Genomic DNA, 22,891 nt, shown 5'->3' with positions numbered 1-22,891 from the left:
TTCCACGACCTGGCGGAGATACCCGGGCACGCGTAGCCCCGGATGTTCCGCGCGCGATGTATCAGCAAGGAGGCAAGATGTCGCTGTGTTTGACTATCACTAGTTATCACAAGATTACCCCTGGGCAGTGCTCCGAAAAGTCCATGAACCAGGGCTCGATGGCCATCGGCCGCAGTTCGGAAAATGACTGGGTTTTGCCCGACCCCGAGCGTCTCGTCTCCTCTCAACATTGCGTTATTCAATACAAAGATGGCCGTTACTACTTAACCGATAACAGCACCAACGGTGTGGAGTTGGTTAACGCCGGTGTCCGTTTGCGCCGGGGTAACAGCGAGCCGCTGCAGGATGGCGAGCTGATCCGTATCGGCGATTACGAAATCCAGGCGCGCATCGACTTCAACGTGCAGGCCCTCGACGGCCAGCCGTTTGCCGGTGATTCGCCGAACAGCTTTGAAGCGCTGATGGGCGCGGTAGCCAGCACGCCCGCGCCGACCCCGATGATCGCGCCGCAATTTCAGGGTGCCTCGTCGATGGAAACCCTGCCGGACCTGTTCGACTTCCTCAGCCCCACTGCCGTGCCACCGCCGACCGTGGCGGACCATGTGCCGTCCGAACAACACGACTTCCGCCCGCCAGCGCCGGTTGCCGTGCCGGTCGCAGAAACACCGGTGGTGCAAGGCTCGGTGATTCCCGAAGACTGGGACCTGCTGGGCGAGGTACCTGCGCCGGTCGCCAGCGTTGCGCCGCCACCGGCACCGGTTATTGCGCCGCCACCTGTGGTCGAGCCGGTTGCGCTCCCCGTCGGCGATGCCCAGCAGCAACCCGACCTGCTGCAAGCCTTCCTGCGTGGGGCGGGCCTTGATCAGTTGCGCCTGGACAAGGCCGATGCCTGCGCCCAGATGGAAAGCATCGGCCGCAGCTACCGGCTGATGGTGGAGGGGTTGATCGACGTATTGCGTGCCCGCGCCAGCCTCAAGGGCGAGTTCCGCATGCAGCAAACCATGATCCGCCCCGCCGAAAACAATCCGTTGAAATTTGCCCCGAATGCCGACGAAGCGTTACTGCTGTTGCTGCGTCACGGCAACCAGGCGTTTATGGCGCCTGATGTCGCGGTACGTGACAGTTTCGACGACTTGCGCGCTCACCAATTGGCGGTGATGGCCGGCGTGGAAGCGGCGATCAAGCATTTGCTCCTGCGCTTTGAACCGGCGCAGCTGGAAGAACGCATGGGCAAGCCCGGTGGCCTCTCGAGCATTTTCAACGGCTCGCGCCAGGCTCAGTACTGGCAGCAGTTCACCGAGCTCTATAACAATATTTCCCGCGAGGCCCAGGACGATTTCCAGGACCTGTTCGGCCGCGAGTTCAGCCGGGCCTACGAAGAGCACAGCGCACGACAGCGACGCTGAACCGCGTTGCAGTGATGGACAAAACGGATAGCTAAGCACGTCATTGAGGACGCAGGATGATTCCCAGGTTTTTACTCGCAGCCGCCACCGCGCTGCTGCTGACGGCGTGTGCCAAAGACGCGGTCAAACCCCAAGCTGCCGCCGAGGCGGAAGCGGACACGGCCGCCGTCGAGTTGCACTTTCATGCGATTGCCGGGCTCAACCCCGGTGCCAGCGGCCAGGCTGCCCCGGTACGGGTGCGCATTTTCGAGCTGAAAAATGCCGCCACGTTTGCGCGCTCCGATTACTTCGCCCTGGCGGATCGGGCGCAATCCACGCTTGGCCTGGACCTGCTCGACCAGGACGAAGTGGTGATCCAGCCCGGCCAGCAATTGAGCATCCAGCGCGATCTCGACCCGTCCACGCGTCAGATCGGCCTGCTGGTGGGCTATCGCGAACTGGACCGGGCGCAATGGCGCACGGTCATCGACGTGCCGCCTCGCCAATACACCGAATATCAGATCAGCCTCGATGTGCGCGCCGTGCGCGCAGACGTCGTGGCCACTCCCTCCAGCCCAGCCCAATAACAAGCAATCGGAGCCCCCATGTCCTGGAACAATCGCGTGGTCTGGTCGGAAGGCATGTTCATCGGAACGCAGCACTTCCAGCAGCATGACCGTTACCTGGAAAACCTGATCGACGCCCGCAGCCGGCCTTTGTCCGCGGGCGCCTGGGGGTTCTCCGAGCTGCTGATCGACCAGGGCCTGCTCGCCCAGGGCAAACTGGCAATCGTGTCGGCGCGGGGCCTGTTGCCTGACGGCACGCCGTTCAATATCCCTCACGACGACCTGGCACCGAGCCCGCTGAATACCGACGACAACCTGCGCGATGGCCTGGTCTACCTGGCCCTGCCGCTCAAGCGAGCAGGCGCGCGTGACACCGTGGACGCAGGCGAAGCCCTGGAAGCGGCGCGTTACGTCAGCCAGGTGCGTGAAGTGCGCGACGACAACGCACCCTTCGAAAACCGCGCGCCGGTGGCCGTGGGCTCGCGGGCGTTGCGTTTGCTGACGGCCCAGGACGGCATCAGCGACTACGCCGCCATTGGCCTGGTGCGCATCAAGGAAAAGCGTGCCGACCGCGCACTGGTGCTGGATGACAGCTACATCCCACCGGTGCTGGACGTGGCCGCGAGCAAACCGCTGAGCGCATTTCGCAGCGAACTGCTCGGCCTGCTGCACCAGCGTGGCGAAGCCCTGGCCGGCCGTGTGGTGGCGTCGGGTGCCGGTGGCGCGTCGGAAATCGCCGACTTCATGCTGCTGCAACTGGTCAACCGCGCGCAGCCGCTGCTTCAGCATTTCAGCCAGTTGAGCCCGCTGCACCCGGAGCGCTTCTTCAGCGAGCTGGTCAGCCTGGCCGGTGAGTTTTCGACGTTTTCCACCTCAGGCCGACGCCCCCAGGAATACCCGCAGTACCAGCACGACGACCTGGCCCTGAGCTTCGCCCCGGTGATGGCCGCGTTGCGCGAGGCGCTGTCGATGTTGATCGACAGCAAGGCCACGCCGATCCCGATTGTGGAGAAGGCTTACGGCATCCACGTGGCGATGCTGGCCGACAAGACCCTGCTCGACAGCGCCAGCTTCATTCTGGTGGTGCGTGCCGATGTGCCTGGCGAAACCCTGCGTGCGCGCTTCGGCCAGCAGAGCAAGGTCGGTTCGGTGGAGCATATCCGCGACATGGTCAACCTGCAGTTGCCGGGCATCGGCCTGCTGCCGCTGCCGGTGGCGCCACGCCAATTGCCGTACCACGCCGGCAGTACCTATTACGAGCTGGACCGGGGCAGCGAGCACTGGCAGCAGCTGAGCAATTCAGGCGGTTTCGCCTTCCACATCGCCGGGCAGTTCCCGGGCTTGAACCTGGCCTTCTGGGCGATCCGAGGATAATCCGCGATGCATCCCAATGATGATGACCGCACTCAGTTCATGCCGCGCCCCGGCGGCCGTGCGCCGGAACCTGCGCGTGCGGAGCCGGCACCTTTGTCGATGCCGGCCGCACCGATGCTCACCGGCAAGAGCCAGGGCCTCAACCCGCTGGAAAGCGCCGCCGGCCCGCTGCTGGCCTTGCTGACGCGGTTGCGCAACACCATCGCGCACCCGGCGCCGGCCAGCCTGCGCGCACAATTGCTCGCCTATCTGCGCCAATTCGAAGAGCGCGCCGAAGCCGCCGGTGTGGCGCGCAACGAAGTGCTGCTGGCCCGTTACGCGCTGTGCACCGCCCTCGATGAAGCCGTGTTGAGCACGCCGTGGGGCAGCACCAGTGATTGGGGCAAGCAGAGCTTGCTGATCACCGTGCACAACGAGGCCTGGGGCGGCGAGAAGGTCTTCCAGTTACTTGACCACTGCCTGCAAAGCCCGCGGGAACGTCTGTACCTGCTGGAGCTGCTGTACCTGTGCATGTGCCTGGGTTTCGAAGGGCGCTACCGGGTGATGACCGACGGGCGCAGCCAGCTGGAAGCCTTGCGCGAGCGTACCGCGGCGGCGATTCGCAACGCTCGTGGCGAGCACGAGCGCGAGCTGTCGCCGCATTGGCGCGGCGTCACCGTGGCGCGCGATCGCCTGGCGCAGTTCATACCGCCGTGGATCGCCGTGGCGATCGGCCTGGCGCTGCTTTTGGCGTTGCTGTTTGGCTTGCGCATGAAGCTGGCGTCGGATGCCGAACCGGTGTTCAAGAATATCCATGCCCTGGGCGAGATCCCGGTGCAGGCCATCGACCGTCCGGTGGCGCAGCCAAAAGTCATCGAGCGGCCACGCCTGGCCGGGTTCCTGGCCGAAGACATCAAGGCCGGCCGCGTCGCGGTGGAGGACAAGGTCGACCGCTCTGTCGTGACCATTCGGGGTGACGAACTGTTTGCGTCCGCCAGCTCCAGCATCGTCGATGACTACCAGCCGCTGATGCTGCGCATCGCCGACGCCATCCGCAAGGTCAAGGGCCAGGTCCGGGTAACCGGCCACAGTGACAATCGCCCGATTGCCACGCTGCGCTTCCCGTCGAACTGGGCGCTGTCCGAAGCACGGGCCAAGTCGGTACTGGACATCCTCGCCGCCAAGACCGGGCAGGCCGAGCGCTTCAGCGCCGAGGGCCGCAGCGACACCGAGCCGTTGGCGACCAACAGTACTGCCGAAGGCCGTGCCCGCAATCGTCGGGTTGAAATCACCGTATTGGCGGAGGGCGTCGAGTGAAGGCGTTTTTCAGTTTCATGATTCGCTGGGTGATCCCCGTGCTGGGGTTGATCGCCCTGAGCTTGATCATCTGGTTCGTCGGGCCGTTGCTCGACATGCTGGCACCCGAAGGGCGCCGCTGGGCGCTGATCATCCTGGTGTTCGCGCTGTGGATCGCCTACCGCGTGCTGCGCATCATCCAGGCGCGCCGTCAGGCCGCCGAAGTCATGCGCAGCCTGGCCGCCGAAACCCCGGCCGATCCCAACAGCGTCGCCACCGCCGAAGAGCTCGGCACCCTGCGTCAGCGCATGGACGAAGCCCTGGCACTGCTGAAAAAGGCCAAGCTGGGGGGCGACGAGCGCCGCAACCTCTACGAACTGCCGTGGTACGTGATCATCGGGCCGCCGGGTTCGGGCAAGACCACTGCGCTGGTCAATTCCGGGCTGCACTTCCCATTGGCCGCGCAGTTGGGCGCCGGTGCGGTGCGCGGCGTCGGCGGCACGCGTAACTGCGACTGGTGGTTTACCGATCAAGCCGTGTTGCTCGACACCGCTGGGCGCTACACCACCCAGGACAGCAACTCCACGGTGGATAAAGCCGCCTGGCTGGGCTTTCTCGACCTGTTGAAAAAGCAGCGTTCGCGCCGCCCGATCGACGGGGCCTTCATTGCCATCAGCCTGTCGGACCTGCTGCTCGGCACCGACGCCGAACGCGCCGCCCATGCCGCTGCGATCCGTCTGCGTATTCAGGAGCTGTACACCCAGTTGGGCGTGCGCTTTCCGATCTACCTGATGCTGACCAAGCTCGACCTGGTGCCGGGCTTCATGGAGTTCTTCGACAACCTGAGCAAGGAAGAGCGCGCCCAGGTGTGGGGCATGACCTTCGCCCTGGATGACGGCAAACACAGCGACAGCCCGCTGGCGCACCTGCAAAGCGAATTCGCCGGCCTGGAGCAACGCCTCAACGAGCGCCTGGTGGAACGCCTGCAACAGGAACGTGACCCGGCGCGCCGCGACTTGATCTACGGTTTCCCGCAGCAGTTCGGTGCGTTGAAAGATTGCCTGCAGAGCTTCCTCGAGGGCGTGTTCAAACCCAACGCCTTCGAAGAGCGCGTGCTGTTGCGCGGCGTGTATTTCACCAGCGGCACCCAGGAAGGCAGTCCGATTGATCGCCTGATCGGCGCCATGGCCCAGAGCATGAACCTGGACCGTCAGCACCTGGCGCGCCAGAGCGGCACTGGGCGCAGTTACTTCATCGAAAAACTGTTCACTGCCGTGGCCTTTGCCGAGCGTGGCCTGGTGGGGGTAAACCCGAAAGTCGAGCGCCGTCGCAAGTGGATCGCCCGAGGTGTACTGGCCGCTACCGTGGCCGTGGTGGTGGTGGTCAGCGGCCTGTGGTGGGTGAGTTATCGCGCCAACCAGGCGTATATCGCCCAGGTCGATCAAAAGGTCGCGCCCCTGGGCCAGGCCGTGCAAACCCTGAGCCCGGCGCAGCGTGACGTGTTGGCCGTGCTGCCGTTGCTCAACGCGGTGAAGCACCTGGCGGGGGATTCGCCCAACTGGTCCGAAGGGCTGGGGCTTTACCAGGGCGACATGCTCGAAGCCGAGTCGGCGAGCGTTTATCGCAAGTTGCTGATCGCGGTCTTCGCGCCGCGCCTGGTCACGCGCATCGAAGAGCAACTGCACGGCGGCGGCAATTCGGATTTTCTCTACGAAGGCTTAAAGGCCTACCTGATGCTGGCCGACAGCGAGCATTACGACCCGGACTTCATCAAGGCCTGGATCGCCCTCGACTGGGACCGCAACCTGCCACGCGACCTGCCGGCCGATCAGCGCCAGGCGTTGACCGGGCATTTGCAGGCATTGTTTGACCGCCACCCACCGAATGCGCGCCTCGATCCACGCCTGATCGATGACCTGCGCCGCCAACTGCAACAGCTACCGGTGGCCCAGCGCGTGTATGACCGGGTCAAGCGTCAGAAACTGCCCGAAGGCATCCCGGACTTTCGCCTCAATGAAGCCGCCGGCCGTGACGCCGCGCTGGTGTTCAGCCGCAAGAGCGGCAAGCCGTTGGGCGAACCGCTGAGCGGGTTTTTCACCGCCAAGGGTTATCGCCAGGGGTTTTTGCTGAGCAGCCTGAACCAGACCGGCACCCTGGCTGAAGAGCAATGGGTGCTCGGCCAGGAACAGGCCGACCAGCAGAACGTGGTGAGCCTGGCTGCCGATGTGCGCCGCCTGTACTTCCAGGATTACCAGCGCCAGTGGGATGCGTTGCTGGCAGACATCGACTTTGTGCCGATCACCAGCGTGGCCCAGGCGGCCGATGTGCTGCGGGTGATCTCGGGGCCGACCTCGCCATTGAAAAAGCTGCTGGTGGCGGTGGCCAAGGAAACCGACCTGCAAGCCGAAGAGCGCCAATTGGCGGCCAAAGGCGTGCCGGTGGAGGGCGGCGTCGACAAGCTCAAGGAACGCCTGGGCAGCCTGCTCGGCCAGGAGCAGCCGAGCGCCAGCGCGCCCGCGGCTGCGGATGACCCGGTTACCGCGCACTTTGCGGAGCTCAACAGCATCGTCAGTAAGAACGAAGGCGAACCGGCTGCCATCGACGGCCTGCTGTCGGACATGAACGCGCTGTATGTGCAGGTCAGTGCCATGGTCGGTGCCAGCGGTGATGCCTTGCTGGGCGAGGCGAAGAACCAGGCGGCGGCTGCGGCCACGCGGGTCAGCCTGAATGCCGAACGCCAGCCGCCGCTGGTGCAGGGCATGGTCAAGTCGGTGGTCAATTCCACCACCAACAGCATGATGGGCGGGGTGCGTAACCAGTTGAACGCGGCCTGGGTCAGTGAAGTGGTCAACGTGTATCGCCAGTCACTGGCCGGCCGTTACCCGATGTCGCCGGGCAGTGCGCGGGACGCGACCCTGGATGATTTCGGCCAGTTTTTCGGCGTCGGCGGGGTGATGGATAACTACTTTCGCAAGTACCTGCAGCCCTACGTAGACACCTCGGCCCAGACCTGGCGCTGGCAGCCGGGCGCGGCGCAGAAGCTCGGCATTGCGCCAGGCGTGCTGCAAACCTTCCAGCGTGCGGCGACGATTCGGGACGCGTTCTTCAGGTCCGGCGGCACACAACCCATCGTGCGCTTCGAACTCAAGCCGGTGTCGATGGACCCGACCATCACCCAGTTCCTGCTCGACCTCGACGGCCAGCAACTGAGCTACGACCACGGCCCGAGCCGCCCGGTGGCGATGCAATGGCCGAACCCCGGCAGCATCGGCGTGGTGCGGCTGTCGATCATGCCGCCGTCGGCCAGCGGACGCTCCGGCGTGACGCTTGACGGCCCGTGGGCCTGGTTCCGCCTGCTGGAGCAGTCGGACCTTACCGCCGGCAACTCGCCGGACCGCTTCAACCTGCGCCTGCGGGTCGACGGTGCAAGCATCGCCTACGAGCTGCGCGCCAACAGCGCCTTCAATCCGTTCAAGAGCCGGGTGCTCAGCGGCTTCAGCCTGCCGGAGCGGCTATGACGACGCTGGGTTTCTACGGCAAGTTGGCCAGTCGCGGTGATTTTGTCAGCCGCGCCTTGCCCCAGAGTTTTATCGGCCCCTGGGACAGCTGGCTGGCGGCGGGTTTGCTCGCCAGCCAGAACAGCCTGGGCGGCGACTGGCTCAACGCTTATCTGGTCAGCCCGCTGTGGCGCTTTGTACTCGCGCCAGGCGTGTGCGGGCCGGACGCGGCGACGGGTGTGCTGATGCCAAGCATCGACCGGGTGGGGCGCTATTTTCCGCTGGCGGTGGTGGTGGTGCTCGATCACGACACCAACCCCGCCTCCCTGGTGGGCGGGCCTGACGCCTGGTTCGAGCAGGCCGAGGAGCTGCTGCTCGGCACCCTGGACACCGGCGCCACGTTTGAAGCCTTCAACGCTGGCCTGGACCACCTCGGCCTGCCAGCGACGGAGCCGCGTGCGGTCGACAGCCGTTTTGCCGGCCTGCAACGCGTGGCCGCCACCGTGCCCCACGGGCGCATGACGGCGCTTGCCGAACAGGCCTGCGAAGGTGCCAGCCTTTGGTGGGGACGAGGGTCGCAGCGTATTTCCCCCGGTTTATTACGGTGTCAGGGCTTGCCTGCCGCCAACGATTTTGCGCAGTTTTTGCTCGGACAAGAAGGTGTGATGTAGATGGGCGCGACGTATGTATCCGCGAGCAAAAGCCATGTGGGCATGGTGCGCCAGGTCAATGAAGACGCGTGTCTGGACCTGCCGCAAAACCGCCTGTGGGTGGTGGCCGATGGCATGGGTGGGCACGCGGCGGGGGATTATGTCAGCAGCCTGATCGTCGACAGCCTGCGCAACGTGCCGATGGGGCGCTCCCTTGAGGAATACGCGGCCGCCTTGCGCAACGACCTGATCCGCATCAATGCGGCGGTGCGTGAAGAAACCGCCAACCGTGGCGTGACCATGATGGGCAGCACCGTCGTGGTGCTGGCGGCGCGTGGCTTGCGCGGGGTGTGCCTGTGGGCCGGAGACAGTCGCCTGTACCGCCTGCGCGACGGTGAGCTGCACAGCATTTCCCGCGACCACAGCTACGTGCAGGACCTGCAAGACAGCGGCCTGCTCAGCGAAGCCGACGCCCGTGTGCATCCGCGCGCCAACATCGTGACCCGCGCGGTGGGCGTGGAAGCGCAACTGGACGTGGCCTCGGTCGACCTGTTGATCGCCCCCGGCGACAGCTACCTGCTGTGCAGCGACGGCCTGACCAAAACCGTCGAAGACCACGAAATCCGTGAAGTGCTCGGCCATGACGCGCCCGATGAAATCGTACGCAGCCTGGTGCACCTGGGGCTCAATCGCGGCGCGCCGGACAACATCACCACCATCGTCGTGAAGGTGTCGCCATGAACATCGTCATCCCCGGCTATGACATCGAAGGCGAAATCGGCGAAGGCGCCATGGCCAATGTGTACCTGGCCACCCAGCGTTCGCTGGAGCGCAAGGTGGCACTCAAGGTGATGGCGGCGGCGCTGGCGGCCGACCCGAGCTTCTGCGAACGCTTCCTGCGCGAGGGCAAGACCCTGGCGCGCTTGTCGCACCCGCACACGGTGACCATCCATGACATCGGCAATGTCGGTGAGCTGTATTACATGGCCATGGAATACCTGCCCAACGGCACGCTCAAGGAACGCATCGCTGCCGGCCTGACCCCGGAGCAGGGCGTGACGCTGATCCGCCAGATTGCCTCGGCGCTCGGTTATGCCCACGCCCAGGGCCTGGTGCACCGCGACGTGAAACCGGCGAACATTCTGTTCCGCGCCGACGGCACGGCGGTGTTGTCGGACTTCGGCATCGCCAAGTCCCTGGACGACCGCACCCAGTTCACCCAGGCCGGTTTTGCCGTGGGCACGCCGAGCTACATGAGCCCGGAACAGGCACGCGGCCAGGAGATCGACGGTCGCGCCGACCTGTATGCGCTGGGCGTGGTGCTCTACGAAATCCTGGTGGGCAAGCTGCCTTACAGCGGCACCGATGCGCTCTCCACCGCATTGGCCCACCTGACCGAGCCCTTGCCGGAGCTGCCGGTGCACCACGGTCGTTACCAGGGTGTGCTGCGCAAGTTGCTGGCCAAGGACCCGGCAGAGCGTTATCCGGATGCGGCGGCGTTACTGCTGGCACTGGATCAACTGCCGGCGCAGTCGCCAGAGGCCACCCTGGTGCGGCCGCTGCCGATTCCACTCAGTTTTGACCTGGCGGGAATCACGCCGGAGTCGATTGAAATACCGACGGGCAAGCCGCAACCGGTACGTCAGCCGGTGGTGGCGCCGATGCAACACAGCGAGCAGCGCCGCGGGCCGGTATTGGCGCTGGCGGCGGTTGCCGTGGCGGTCGCCCTGGCCATCGGTGGCGCCAGTTATTGGTGGTTGAGCGGCACCGAGGAGCCGGTCAAGGCGCCTGTTGCCGTGGTGCCTGAAGCCAAGCCACCGGCGGCGGCGGTTGCGGTTGCGGATGGCGGCCAGCGTCCGCTGCTGATGGCCGGCAAGAAGACCCTGTTCCAGCGTGTGCTGAGCAAGCCCGGCGCGAAGCTTTCCAATGAAGCGGGCAGTGCACCGGGCAAAGCCTTGCCGGCGTTTTCCGTGCTCTACGTGTACCAGCGCAAGGAGGTCGATGGCAGCCCTTGGATGCGGGTCGGCGCGGCCACCGATGGTCGCAGTGACGGTTGGCTGCCGGCCTCGCAAGTCAGTGACTGGAAGCAGAGCCTGGTGCTCAAGTTCACCGAGCGCTCAGGCCGGGCGCCGGTGATGTTCCTGCGCCAGCCCGCTGAGGTGGAAAAACTGCTGGCCGACCCCGCGGCGGCGAAAAGCGTGTTGGCCAAGGCGCAGAACAACCGCGAAGACAATCAGCAAGTCCTGGCCCTGGAACCCACCGCCAGCGCGGTGCCGCAGAACCAGTTCTACCTGTTGCCGATCTTCGACGCCAAAGAGAGCTTCGACGAAAACGGCCAGCCCGTGCAGTTGCTCAATGTTGCCTCCATCGACCCTGGCAGCAGCGCCATTGCCAAGCCGGCGGCCGCGGTGGCTGGCGCCAATGCCGACGCCTTCCGCACGGCGGTGGTGTTGGTGGTGGACACCACCGTGTCGATGCAGCCGTATATCGACCAGGTGCGCGACGTGGTGCACGAACTGCAAACCCGTATCGCCGAGCGCGGTGAACTGGACAGCGTCAGCTTCGGGCTGGTGGGCTTTCGCAACAGCATCAAGAAAACCCCCGGCCTGGAATACGTGGCCAAGACCCTGATCACCCTCGACCAAGGCCGCGACCCGCAACGCTTCCTGGACATGGCGCGGCAGGTCAAGGCGTCGACGGTGTCCAGCCATTCGTTCAACGAAGACGCGTTTGCCGGGGTGATGCAGGCAGTGGACGGCATGGATTGGTCCGGCTACGGCGGACGCATCATCCTGCTGGTCTCCGATGCCGGGGCGTTGCGCAAGAACGACCCGTTCGCCGCCACCCAGATGAACGAAGCCGAGGTGCGCCAGGCAGCGCTGGGCAAGCAGATCAAGATCTACGCGTTGCATCTGCGCACCGACGCCGGCAAGAAAACCCATGCCGGCGCCGAAAGTCAGTACCGGACCCTGACCGCCGACGCCAACCCGCAGATCGGCGACCTGTACACACCGGTGCCCGGTGGCGACGTGCGCAAGCTGGGTGAGCGGGTCGACGAGATCGGCACGGTGTTCGCCAACCTCGTGCATCAGGTGCGCAGCAACACGCCGCAGCCGGTGCCGCTGCTCAGTGCCGCGCCGAGCCTGGCGGATAAGTCCGCAGCGGTCGGTTATGCGATGCACATGGATTTTCTTGGCCGCAAAACCGCGAGCCAGGCGCCGCAACTGGTCAGCGCCTGGACCGCCGACCGCGACCTGACCAACCCGGCGTTGCCGGCGTTCCAGGTGTGCGTGATGCTGACCAAGCTGCAACTGAACGACCTGCAGCAGTCGCTGAAACTGATCGTCGACGCGGCGCGCAAAACCCAAAGCTCGCCCAAGGATTTCTTCCAGGAAATCGCCAGCGCCTCGGCGTACATGAGCCGCGACCCGCAAGCCCTGCGCAAGGGCGGCAACCTGGCCGACGGCGGTCTGCTGGGCGAATACCTGGAGGGCCTGCCGTATCGCAGCAAGTCGCTGAACATGACCCAGGACCTGTGGTTGTCGTTGAGCGTGGCCGAGCAGGAAGACTTCATCGACGAGCTGGATTCGAAAATCCGCCTCTACGAAACCTTCCACAATGACGTGGCCAACTGGGTGCGTTTCGGCGATGCCGAACCGGGCGATGCGTTGTACCGCGTGCCGTTGTCGACGTTGCCGTGATGCTGAGCCTGAACGCGGTGCACAAGAGCCGGGGCGTCGGCAGCCAGCGCTACAGCCTGGTGATTCCGACGCTGCAGCTGCGTGCCGGTGAGCAACTGGCGATTGTCGGGCCCAGCGGCTGCGGCAAGAGCACCTTGCTGGATATGCTGGCGCTGGTGTTGGCGCCGGATCGGAGCGGGCAGTTCGAGTTCAACCAGGTCGATATCGGCGCGCTCTGGCGCGCGGATGGGCAAAGCGCCCTGGCAAGGTTGCGCAGCCGGCATCTGGGCTATGTGCTGCAAACCGGCGGGCTGCTGGGGTTTCTCGATGTGCGCGGCAACATTGCCTTGTCCCGCCAATTGCTGGGCTTGAAGGACGACGGCAGCGTGGCGCGCCTGGCTGCGCTATTGGAAATCAGCGACCAGTTGAACAAGCCTCCGGCCGCCTTGTCGGTGGGCCAGCGCCAACGCGTGAGCTGCGCCCGCGCCCTGGCCCACGCACCGCAACTGGTGCTGGCCGACGAGCCGACCGCGTCCCTGGACCCGCTCAATGCCGAGCGCGTGATGCAGACCCTGCTGGCCCAGGCTCGCGAACACCGCGCCGCCTGCGTGATTGCCACGCATGATGAACCCCTGGCTCGCGCCAGTGGCTTGCAGGTGCGCCGCATCGGCTGCCGTCGCGATGCGGATGGCGGCGTCACCGCGACGCTCGGGGAGGTGTGCTGATGCGCATCGGCCTGGTTGCGTCGCTCGCCTGGCAGGACTACCGCAACGATGCGTGGCTGTCGGCCTGCTCGGTGCTGGCGCTGGTGGCCGTTATCGCGCCATTGCTGGTGTTATTTGGGCTGAAATTTGGACTGGTTAGCAGTTTGACCGAACGCTTGGAGACCGACCCGGCTACCCGTGAAATCATTCCGTTGGGCGGTGGTCGATTCAGCAGCGCCTGGGTCGAGCAACTGGGCCAGCGCAGCGATGTGGCGTTCGCCATACCGCGTACGCGGCAGATCGCGGCGACCGCGCAGGTGGGCGCGTTGGTATTGGAAATGCTGCCCACCGCGCCGGGCGACCCGTTGCTGGCTGGCTTGCCGATGCCCAAGGGCCTGGACCAGATCGTGCTCAGCCATACCGCCGCCGAGAAGCTTGCGGCGCGGCCCGGCGACTGGCTGGAGACCCGCTTTGCGCGGCAACTGGCAGGGCGCGTCGAGGCGCAGCGCACGCGGGTGCAGGTGCTGGCGGTATTGCCGCTGGAGGCCTTTGCCCGTGACGGGCTGTTTGCTGACTTGGCGTTGCTGGAGGCGGTGGAGGATTATCGCGATGGCCGCGCGGTGCCGGCGCTGCAGTGGGAAGGTGAAGCGGTCGGGGTGGGCGAGCAGCGGGTGTATCCGGCGTTTCGCTTGTATGCGCGCACGCTCACCGACGTGGAACCGCTGCGCCTGTACTTCGCCGGGCAGCAGGTGCTGGTGTCGACCCAGGCGCAAACCATCGCCCAGGTGCAGTCGTTGAGTCGCAACCTGTCGATCGTATTCTGGATCATCTGCGGGTTGGCGTCGGCCGGTGCGTTTGCGGCGACGTTCGCCGGGGCGCTGGCTGCGGTGGCGCGCAAGCGTCGGGAGTTGTCGGTGTTGCGCCTGTTGGGCTTTTCCACGGCCGCGCTGTTGGTGTTCGTGGTGATGCAGGCGCTGTACAGCGCGAGTGTTGCCGCCGTGCTCAGTGCCGGGCTGTATGGCCTGGCCGAAACCGCTGTGAATAAGCTATTCGTGCAGGTGCCGGGCGAACATGCCAGCCATCTTTTGGCGCGTCACTACGGCCTGGCTCTGGCGGCTGTCCTCGGCGTCAGCGCCGTGGCGGCGGCCTGTGGCGGTTGGCGAGTGGCGCGTATTCAGGCTTCTGAAGGAATCAGAGATGTTTAAGTTAGTGGGCGCCTGTGTGGCGCTGAGCCTGGCCTCGCTGGCCTGGGCCGATGAGGCAAGCGACAAGCTGGACAACCCCAAGCCGTTGCCGGACGACGTGAGCCTGCCGCTGCCGTGCGAAGGCAACATGGTGTTCCGCTACGCCTATGTGCTGGCCCAGGGCACCCTGGACGACCGTGAGGTCAACCTCGGCTATCCCTTTGCCGAAGGCGAGGCGGGCTATCAGCAGTCGTTCATCTCCGGTTACCGGCGTGACTTCATCAACGGCCAGTTCACCCTCAAGGACCTGCCCAAGGACTGGAGCAGCGTGATCGCGCCGCTGATGCCGAAGGCGGACGCCAAGACCCCGCTCAAGCCCATGCTGTATTTCATCGGCAAGTACGAAGTGACCGCCCGCCAGTACGCCCAGGTGATGTCCCAGGCCCAGTCGCTGGCCAGCGGCGAGCCGGCGCCGGCCTGTGATGCGCCCACCGGCATGGCCGGGCGCTTGCCGAAAGTGAAACTGTCACGCTTTGAGGCCGAGCGTTTTTCGGCGGTGTACAGCGCCTGGCTGATGAAATACCACCGCGAGTTGCTGCCGGTCAGTGGTCGCGGCGCCTCGGCCGAAGACGGCGGCTTGGGTTTTGTGCGCTTGCCCACCGAGGTGGAATGGGAATTCGCCGCCCGTGGTGGCCAGGTGGTGAGTCGCCAGGACCTGGAAGGGCGCCTGTTTCCACGCCGCGTCGAGGGCAGTGAAAGCGACGGGCCACTGAGCGATTACGCGGTGTTCAACCAGGTCGCCGGCGGCACCGGCCAGGCCGCGCGGCTGATGCCCATCGGCACCAAGCTGCCCAACCCGATTGGTATGTTCGACGTGATCGGCAACGCTGCGGAAATGGTTCAGGAATCCTTCCAACTCGTTCATGCCGGGCGCCGCCAGGGCACCTATGGCGGCTTCGTGGTCAAGGGCGGCAACTACCTGGAGGGCGAAGGCACGTTATTCACCGGCATGCGCCGCGAGTACCCGCTGTTTGCCGCCGATGGCACCGAGCAAAGCAACGAGACCACCGGCTTTCGCGTCGCGATTGGCGCGCTGTCGGCGCCGCGCTCACGCTACAAGGAGCTGTTTGCGCAGTGGCAGAAAGAAGGCCGCCTGGCGTCGCTGACCGACGCCATCGACGACGCCCAGGACCCGACCAAGCGCCTGGACAGCATCATCGCGGCCAGCGTCGACCCCAAGCTGCAAGCCGAACTGGGCTTGGTCAACGAAGAGCTCAAGCGCAACGTTTCGCTGATCGCCCAGCAGCGCGAAGAAGCGGCGGGCAACCTGATCCAGTCCGCCGCGCTGGTGGCCGAGACCATCAGCAACTACAACATCCGCCTGGCCAACCTGCAGAAGAGTCGCCAGCAGGCCGTGGACAACAAGGACCAGGCCAGCGCGCAGTTGTTCGACATGGCCATTGCCAACGGGCGCAGTGCGCTGGACGGCGCCGTGGCGATCTACATCGACAACCTGGCCACCGGCACGCGCTACACCGATGCGGTGATCCAGGCACAGTTTCAACGAATCAAGGAAGAGTTGGATCGCAAGCCAGTGCTCGGCAAGAGCCTGGTGACGCGCGCGACACTGTTCGTTCGCCATGTCGGCAACTACCGCAAGCAACAGCGGGCCGACCCGGCAACGATCTTGAAGGAATTGCTCGCAGCGAGCGGTCAGCGGTCTTGATCGTTGGCTGTCTAGCGAGCTTGGAAGGGACTCAGGCGGCGGTGGGCCGTGCTGGGCAAGTCAAACTTAATCGAGATCACACCTATGCTTTTTTCCCGTAAGTCGGTTTCCAAGCGTCACCTGCTGCTGATCGCGGCCGGTTTCAGCACCGTGTTGACCGGTTGCGCTACGTCGCCTGCGTCCAAGGTCGCGTCGAGCACCAAGGTTGAGTACTACCCCAACTGCTACGAGCCCGTGCAGCACCTGCGCGCTACCGACTCGAACATGACCAAGTCGGTCGTGACCGGTGCCGCCATCGGCGCAGCCGGTGGTGCACTGCTGGGCGCCCTGACCGGCGACAAGGAAAAGCGCGGCCGTAACGCCGCGATCGGTGCAGCGGGCGGCGCCCTGGCGGGTGGCGCAGCGGGCTACTACACCGAGCGTCAGAAGCAGATCAGCGATGACAACCAGCGCATCGCTTCCTACTCCACCGACTTCAACAAAAGCGCGTCGGACATCGACCGCAGCACCGCCTACGCCAAGGCATCGCAGCAGTGCTACCAGAGCGCATTCACCAAGCTGGTGGCAGACCGCAAGGCCAAGACCGTCAACGACACCGAAGGCCGCAAGCGCCTGGCGGAAATCGTTGCGGGCCTCAAGGAATCCAATGACCTGATCGTTGCGGTCAACGGCAAAGCCAGCGAAGACCTGAACAACTACACCGAGGCCTATGAGAAAGACCTGCAGCAGGTTGGCGTGCAGCGTAGCGACGTCGTCACCGTGGCCACCGCCGACACCACGCCAGTGGTCGCTCCGGCCAAAGGCAAGAAAGCCGTCAAGCCGGCCAAGAAGCAAGTCCTCCCGACCGTGCCGAAAGAAGCGGTGACCACCGAGCGGAGCATCCAGACCGTCCAGGCCAAGCAAGCTGAAAGCAAGCAGGTCGTCACTGCCGGCAAGACTCAGATCGAAGGCACCTGCCGCGATCCGAACCTGGCCGACTGGGCACCGGTGCCTTGCCCTAACGTTTAATCAAGCTTTTGTCGTAGCAACATGAAACGCCAGTCGGGCTAACCGACTGGCGTTTTTTATATGCACCGACACATTTATCTCACAGGGGGGTTCAGGCCCTTGATGCGGAATTTGCCACCGGTAAACCGGTAAGGCGAAGCGTCAAAGTGCAACGTACCTTCCAGTACTTGCGTTGCTTCATCGTAGCAATATACAAGTTGTCCTTGATTACCGTTGTATAACTCATTGGCCATAAAGCCGGCATAAGCTGTTCCGGGAATCCCATCAGGTTGTACCGGTAGTGTTTGTGCGTCGTATAGATCGTCAGTGTGAATTAAAATCCAGAAACTCAAGTGAGGGTAGTCATCGACATACGCCCTTACTTCAAGATAATCCTCGTTGTATCGCATGAGTATATTTTCAGTCGCACTGAACTTCTCGAACGGGGGAAGGGGGATCATGCCTATGGCGATACTCAGCGAGCCTTTGGTTTTCGTAGCGTTATGATGTCCGTGCAGGAACTTCGGCGAAGCTGTAGTTTTTTGCATATCAAAGCCCTCTTAATCATGGATGACTCTGGGGTGAGTGATTGATACTTCCGAGGTCACTTTAATCATTGCGGCACATAGCACATCACTGTGATTGTTGACAGTTTGCAATACGAGTTTGGAATAAGGTTTATGGCGAAATGTTCGAGCCGGGCTTGATATTTGAGCAGGAGTGAAGGGTTTAATTGTGACTTGTCAGTCATTAGCGCTTGATGTGAAGGTGGGGTCGTCGCTTATACGAAACAGTGTTGGTGTTCCATATCCGAATCGCTAAACTGCGCCGGCCGTTCATTTTTCTGAGGCTGTGCATCTATGAAATTTCGTCTTCTCCTGTGGGTGCTGGGCCTGATGATGGGCAAAGCCAGCCGCACCAACCCCGCCTTCCAGCAGCAGCTAGGTGACAAAGACCTGGCCTTTCAGTTGCAGACCCTCGACGGCAAGGTTGCCCGTCACTTCATCGTCAAAGACCAGCGCATCACCAGCCGCTCGGGTGTACACCCAGCGCCGGCGTTCGCGATTGCGTTCAAGGATGCCGCCTACGGCTTCGCCACGATGCAGGCCAGGAACAAGCAACTGGCGTTCATGACGGGAATTCAGGACAAGTCGATCCAGATCAAGGGCAACCCGGCGCTGGTGATCTGGTTTCAGGGGTTGACCAAGTATTTGAAGCGCAAACGCAGCTCCAAGCGATGAGCTACAAGCTGCGAGCTTGAAGCTGACTACTTGAAGCTTGCAGCTGCTGTCAGGGCTGAGTGAACTGGGACGCCAGCTCGCGCAACAGCACCTCTGCATCCAGCACCTTGCCTACCACTTCCTCAGCCTTTTCACGGCTCAAGCCCAGGCGATCGAGCAGCGCATCCGGGATGGTTTCATCCGGCCCGGAACCGATGCCTCGGCTGCGCAACAGGCGCACGGCCAGGCACACCAGGTTCGGGTACTCGGCGTACTGCCCGTCATAGGTCGGGTCGTGCTGGAAGCGCAGGGCGGTGGACAGTTCGTCCGGCATGTCCCAGTAGCGCATCAGCCAGGCGCCGATCTGCTCGCGGCTGATACCCAGCAGGTGTTGTTCCACGTAGCTGTGGCACAGGTGCGGATTGACCTCCAGGTGGCGGCAGATCAGCGAGAAGTGCGGCGGGAACACGTGGGCCAGCAGCAGGTAGCCAAAGTTGTGCAGCAGGCCTGCGAGGTAGGTCAGGCCGGCTTCCGGGCGCTGGGCGCGGGGGATGGCGCGGGTCAGGCCTTCGATCACGGCGGCGGTGTAGATCGACTGGTGCCAGTACGGCGTGGACTGGTGCGGGCGGTCCTTGGGCAGGCTCAGGGTTTTGCCCAGAGCCAGGCCCAGTGCCAGGTTGATCACCAGATCGAAGCCCAGCACGCGCACGATGGCGTCTTCCACCGAGCGGATCTTGCCCGGCGACGCGTAGTAGGGCGACGCTGCCCAGCTCACCACTTGGGCGGCGAGGGCCGGGTCGGTTTCCACCACGCCGGTGATGTCGTCGATGGTCGCGTTGGGGTCGACGCGCAGTTTGATGATCTTCTGCGCGGTGTCGGCCAGCGGCGGGATTTCGATGGTCGCTTCCAGGCGTTGCTGGATTCGGCGAGCGGTGAATGCCTGCATCGCCTGGGTGATTTCCTCACGGTCATCATTGGGGCGGTCGAGGTTGGGGCGAATGTTGCTCAGCGGCTCGCCGAACTGCGCGGCACTGGCCTTGGTCAGCAGGGTCTTGAAGTGCTCGCTGGCGATCTCCAGCAGCAACCCGGCTTCGCCCGAATGCACCCATAGACTCGGCTCGTTGAGCAGACTGCCTTCGTACAGGCAGGGCGAGCTGGTGAGTGGCGGCAGGCCCGGCAGCAGGCTCAGGTCATGTTTGCTCAGCATGCGCTCGACGCGCTCCGGGGACACGGCCGTGAGGCGGCGACCGGTCAGCTCGGTGAGGCGGTTGAGGTCGAGCAACTGGCTCTGGGGGAACAGCACCATGAGCGCGCCAACGGCATCTTCGAGCAGTACCGCCTGGACCTTTCGCGCAGGGTTCAGGCCAGTCTGTTCGATGACTTCCGTGTAGGGAATGGCGAGCTTTGCGAGCAGTGCCCGAATGACCGGTGGGGCGGTCAGTGGGACTGTAGCGAGGGCAACTTCTGACATGGCCGGATCCAATTTCTTACATTCATTGGAGTATAACCAGCTTGATACAGGTGTAGGTCGGATAAGTGAGTCCGGCGTCACACTTGGCCATATTGCTGCCCGTGTCGCAGCCAGCGGTTGAGCAATGGGCTGACATGCTCCGGCCAGCGCTCCAGCAGCGCTTGCGCCGCATCGCGCACAGCGGGCAACAGGTCGGCGTCGCGCATCAGGTCGGCGACCTTGAATTGCAGCAAACCGGTTTGACGAGTGCCGAGCATTTCCCCCGGGCCGCGCAGCTCCAGGTCCTTTTCGGCGATGACAAAGCCGTCGTTGGTTTCGCGCATGATGCCCAGCCGTTGGCGGCCAATCTGCGACAGCGGCGGGTGATACAGCAGCACGCAATGGCTGGCGGCGCTGCCCCGACCGACGCGACCGCGCAATTGGTGCAGTTGGGCCAGGCCCAGGCGTTCGGGGTTTTCAATGATCATCAGGCTGGCGTTGGGCACGTCCACGCCGACTTCGATCACCGTGGTGGCCACCAGCAGTTGCAGGTTGCCGGCCTTGAATTCGGCCATCACCGCGGCTTTTTCCGCAGGTTTCATACGGCCGTGGATCAGCCCGACCTTGAGCTCGCCGAGTGCACTGGTGAGGTCTTCATAGGTGGTTTCGGCGGCCTGGCAGGTCAGCTCTTCGGACTCTTCGATCAGCGTACACACCCAGTAAGCCTGGCGGCCTTCGGCGCAGGCGCCGCGCACACGTTCGATCACTTCGACGCGTCGCGTGTCGGTGACCAGTACGGTGTTGACCGGGGTACGGCCGGGGGGCAGTTCGTCGAGGATCGAGGTGTCGAGGTCGGCGTAGGCGCTCATTGCCAGCGTGCGCGGGATGGGGGTGGCGGTCATGATCAACTGATGCGGGTTCATGCGCCCGCCAACGCCTTTCTGGCGCAGGGCCAGGCGCTGTTGCACGCCGAAGCGGTGCTGTTCATCAATGATCACCAGCGCGAGGTTCTTGAACTGCACTTCATCCTGGAACAACGCGTGGGTGCCCACCACCATGGGCGCACCGGCGGCGATCTGCTCCAGCGCGGCCGCACGGTTCTTGCCCTTGAGCTTGCCGGCCAGCCACGCCACTTCCAGCCCCAGCGGTTCGAGCCAGCGCTTGAAGGTGATGAAGTGCTGTTCCGCGAGAATTTCCGTCGGCGCCATCAGCGCTACCTGATAACCGGCTTCCAGAGCCTGCAAGGCGGCGAGGGCGGCGACCACGGTCTTGCCCGCGCCCACATCGCCCTGGATCAGGCGCAGCATCGGTTCCTGCTGGCTGAGGTCGTAGGCGATTTCGTTGCCGACACGCTGCTGGGCGCCGGTGGGTGCGAACCCCAGGTTGGCCAGGTACTGCGCGGGCAAACGCGTGGCTTTGGGCATGGCGGGTGCGCGCAGCGAGCGCATGCTTTCGCGCAGGCGCTGCTGGGACAGTTGATGGGTGAGCAATTCTTCGAACGCCAGGCGATGCTGCGCCCAGTGATGACCGAGGGCGAGTTCGTCGACATCGGCATCGGCAGGCGGGTGATGCAGGTAGCGTATCGCATCCGCCAGCGGCGCCAGCTGATAGTCCCGCGCCAGCTCCAGTGGCAGCCAGTCGGGCAAGCTCTGCGGGCCGAGCATCGTCAGGGTTTGCATGCACAACTGGCGCAGGCGCTGCTGGGTAAGGCCTTCGGTCAGCGGGTAGATCGGCGTGAGGGTGGTGTCCACCGGTGGCGGTTCGTCGCCGGTAATGGCGCGGTACTCGGGGTGGTAGATTTCCAGGCCCGAGGCGCCAGGGCGGGCTTCGCCGTAGCAGCGCACGCGGGTGCCGCGCTTGAGGCCTTCTTTCTGCGCATTGCTGAAATGGTAAAAGCGCAGGCTCAGGCCACCGGTGCCGTCCTGCAGGCGCACCACCAGGCTGCGGCGCTTGCCCATCACCACGTCGGCGCCGCTGACGGTGCCTTCGATCACCGCGTCCTGGCCGGGTCGCAACTGGCCGATGGGCACGACGCGGGTGCGATCCTGGTAGCGCAGCGGCAGGTGGAACAGCACGTCCTGAAGGTTTTCCAGGCCGACCTTGGCCAGTTTCTCGGCCATGGCCTCACCGACACCCTTGAGTGCGGTCACCGACACCTGCGACAGCTCTGTCATACCGTTACTTAGCTCGCAGCAGGCGGTTTGGCCACCGAGCACAGGCGTATCGAGTCGGCGAGTATCTCAATCGCTTTTGGCCGCGGAAAGCTGGCGCGCCAGGCGATGGCCACGGTGCGGAAGGGCACCGGTGGCGTGAGTGGGCGCACTTCAATCACGCCAGGGGCGTAGTGATGGCTGTCTACCGCCGACAACGGCAGGATCGAAATACCCAGGCCGGACGCGACCATATGGCGAATGGTCTCCAGGGAACTGGATTCCACCGTGGTGTGCTTGGCGCCGTCGTTGCCCTTGGTCAGGGTCGGGCAGGCTTCCAGCACCTGATCGCGGAAGCAGTGGCCTTCGCCGAGCAGCAGCAGGCTCTTGTCATTGAGCAGGCCGGCATCGATGGTGTCCTTCTTGGTCCACGGGTGCGAGGCCGGCATCAGTACGTAGAACGGTTCGTCGTAGAGCGGCAGGGTCAGTACGTCCGCCTCGTTGAACGGCAGGGCGATGATGATCGCATCCAGCTCACCGTTGCGCAGTTTGTCGCGCAGCACGTGGGTGAAGTTTTCTTCGATATACAGCGGCATCTGCGGCGCAACGCGGTGCAGTTGCGGGATCAGGTGTGGGAACAGGTAGGGCCCGACGGTGTAGATGGCGCCCACCTTGAGCGGCGCGGTCAGCTGGTTCTTGCCGGCCTGGGCCAGTTCGCGAATGCTCTGCGCTTGTTCCAGTACCTTCTGAGCCTGGGCAACGATGCCTTCGCCCACGGGGGTGAGGCGCACGGCGCTCTTGCTGCGCTCGAAAATCAGCACACCGAGTTCGTCTTCAAGCTTTTTCACGCCCACCGACAGCGTCGGCTGGCTGACGTGGCAACGCTCGGCCGCGTGGCCGAAGTGCTGTTCTTGGGCGAGGGTCACGATGTAGCGTAATTCTGTAAGAGTCATAGCGGGCGTCCATGAGGTTGCGGGCCAAGCATACCGGCTGCAATCGATAGACGCACGTTATCAGAACTTTGTTAGGGATTGAGCGGGGAG

Annotated in this window: 17 protein-coding genes; 13 read left to right on the top strand and 4 right to left on the bottom strand. The window is 64.2% G+C overall.

Annotation, left to right across the window (positions count from 1 at the left end; genetic code table 11):
* Window positions 1–77: 77 nt before the first annotated feature.
* From tagH to tagQ, 12 genes are all read left to right on the top strand, one after another.
* Window positions 78–1,406 carry a type VI secretion system-associated FHA domain protein TagH gene (tagH, locus tag SC318_RS26265; protein WP_320429037.1) on the top strand — a complete coding sequence of 443 codons (1,329 nt, stop codon included), beginning with the start codon at window positions 78–80 and terminating at the stop codon, window positions 1,404–1,406.
* A 56-nt stretch (window positions 1,407–1,462) separates the two neighbouring features.
* Entirely contained in the window at window positions 1,463–1,972 is a 510-nt protein-coding gene (gene tssJ, locus SC318_RS26260; RefSeq protein ID WP_320429036.1) for a type VI secretion system lipoprotein TssJ, read from the top strand.
* Window positions 1,973–1,990: 18 nt separating this feature from the next.
* Window positions 1,991–3,325: a type VI secretion system baseplate subunit TssK gene (gene tssK, locus SC318_RS26255; protein ID WP_320429035.1), complete on the top strand. Its 1,335-nt coding sequence runs from the start codon at window positions 1,991–1,993 to the stop codon at window positions 3,323–3,325.
* A 6-nt stretch (window positions 3,326–3,331) separates the two neighbouring features.
* Window positions 3,332–4,621 carry a DotU family type VI secretion system protein gene (locus tag SC318_RS26250; protein ID WP_320429034.1) on the top strand — a complete coding sequence of 430 codons (1,290 nt, stop codon included), beginning with the start codon at window positions 3,332–3,334 and terminating at the stop codon, window positions 4,619–4,621.
* The gene (tssM, locus tag SC318_RS26245; RefSeq protein WP_320429033.1) at window positions 4,618–8,118 is read left to right on the top strand and encodes a type VI secretion system membrane subunit TssM; all 3,501 of its coding nucleotides are present in this window, start codon (window positions 4,618–4,620) and stop codon (window positions 8,116–8,118) included. Before SC318_RS26250 ends, tssM begins: the two co-directional genes overlap by 4 nt.
* Window positions 8,115–8,768: a type VI secretion system-associated protein TagF gene (gene tagF / locus SC318_RS26240; protein WP_320429032.1), complete on the top strand. Its 654-nt coding sequence runs from the start codon at window positions 8,115–8,117 to the stop codon at window positions 8,766–8,768. Before tssM ends, tagF begins: the two co-directional genes overlap by 4 nt.
* The gene (locus SC318_RS26235; RefSeq protein ID WP_320429031.1) at window positions 8,769–9,488 is read left to right on the top strand and encodes a PP2C family protein-serine/threonine phosphatase; all 720 of its coding nucleotides are present in this window, start codon (window positions 8,769–8,771) and stop codon (window positions 9,486–9,488) included.
* Complete coding sequence (locus SC318_RS26230; RefSeq protein ID WP_320429030.1) at window positions 9,485–12,448, top strand: serine/threonine-protein kinase; 2,964 nt, start codon at window positions 9,485–9,487, stop codon at window positions 12,446–12,448. The genes SC318_RS26235 and SC318_RS26230 overlap by 4 nt, the downstream gene beginning before the upstream one ends.
* Window positions 12,448–13,152, top strand: a complete 705-nt coding sequence (locus tag SC318_RS26225; RefSeq protein ID WP_320429029.1) for an ABC transporter ATP-binding protein — start codon at window positions 12,448–12,450, stop codon at window positions 13,150–13,152. Before SC318_RS26230 ends, SC318_RS26225 begins: the two co-directional genes overlap by 1 nt.
* On the top strand, window positions 13,152–14,336 hold the full coding sequence (locus tag SC318_RS26220; protein WP_320429028.1) for an ABC transporter permease family protein: 1,185 nt from the start codon (window positions 13,152–13,154) through the stop codon (window positions 14,334–14,336). The genes SC318_RS26225 and SC318_RS26220 overlap by 1 nt, the downstream gene beginning before the upstream one ends.
* Window positions 14,329–16,041, top strand: a complete 1,713-nt coding sequence (locus tag SC318_RS26215; protein WP_320429027.1) for a formylglycine-generating enzyme family protein — start codon at window positions 14,329–14,331, stop codon at window positions 16,039–16,041. Before SC318_RS26220 ends, SC318_RS26215 begins: the two co-directional genes overlap by 8 nt.
* Before the next feature lie 84 nt (window positions 16,042–16,125).
* Window positions 16,126–17,049: a type VI secretion system-associated lipoprotein TagQ gene (gene tagQ, locus SC318_RS26210; protein ID WP_320429026.1), complete on the top strand. Its 924-nt coding sequence runs from the start codon at window positions 16,126–16,128 to the stop codon at window positions 17,047–17,049.
* A 74-nt stretch (window positions 17,050–17,123) separates the two neighbouring features.
* Here the strand turns inward: tagQ and SC318_RS26205 are convergent, their stop codons facing one another.
* Complete coding sequence (locus SC318_RS26205) at window positions 17,124–17,576, bottom strand: hypothetical protein (RefSeq protein WP_320429025.1); 453 nt, start codon at window positions 17,574–17,576, stop codon at window positions 17,124–17,126.
* 312 nt (window positions 17,577–17,888) lie between these two features.
* Between SC318_RS26205 and SC318_RS26200 the strand changes: the two genes are divergently transcribed.
* Complete coding sequence (locus SC318_RS26200) at window positions 17,889–18,269, top strand: helicase (protein WP_320429024.1); 381 nt, start codon at window positions 17,889–17,891, stop codon at window positions 18,267–18,269.
* A gap of 49 nt (window positions 18,270–18,318) precedes the next feature.
* Here the strand turns inward: SC318_RS26200 and SC318_RS26195 are convergent, their stop codons facing one another.
* The 3 genes from SC318_RS26195 to SC318_RS26185 all read right to left on the bottom strand — a co-directional run bounded on the left by SC318_RS26195 (window position 18,319) and on the right by SC318_RS26185 (window position 22,801).
* Window positions 18,319–19,719: an aminoacyl-tRNA deacylase and HDOD domain-containing protein gene (locus SC318_RS26195; protein ID WP_320429023.1), complete on the bottom strand. Its 1,401-nt coding sequence runs from the start codon at window positions 19,717–19,719 to the stop codon at window positions 18,319–18,321.
* 77 nt (window positions 19,720–19,796) lie between these two features.
* On the bottom strand, window positions 19,797–21,872 hold the full coding sequence (recG, locus tag SC318_RS26190; protein WP_320429022.1) for an ATP-dependent DNA helicase RecG: 2,076 nt from the start codon (window positions 21,870–21,872) through the stop codon (window positions 19,797–19,799).
* An 8-nt stretch (window positions 21,873–21,880) separates the two neighbouring features.
* A complete protein-coding gene (locus SC318_RS26185; protein WP_124388772.1) occupies window positions 21,881–22,801 on the bottom strand; it encodes a hydrogen peroxide-inducible genes activator in 921 nt (306 codons plus the stop codon).
* Window positions 22,802–22,891 lie beyond the last annotated feature (90 nt).

Source organism: Pseudomonas sp. MUP55, assembly GCF_034043515.1.
In the GTDB taxonomy this organism is placed as follows: domain Bacteria; phylum Pseudomonadota; class Gammaproteobacteria; order Pseudomonadales; family Pseudomonadaceae; genus Aquipseudomonas.
The sequence above is the reverse complement of the archived record's forward strand: the minus strand, read 5'-3'. Positions and strand labels throughout refer to the sequence as shown.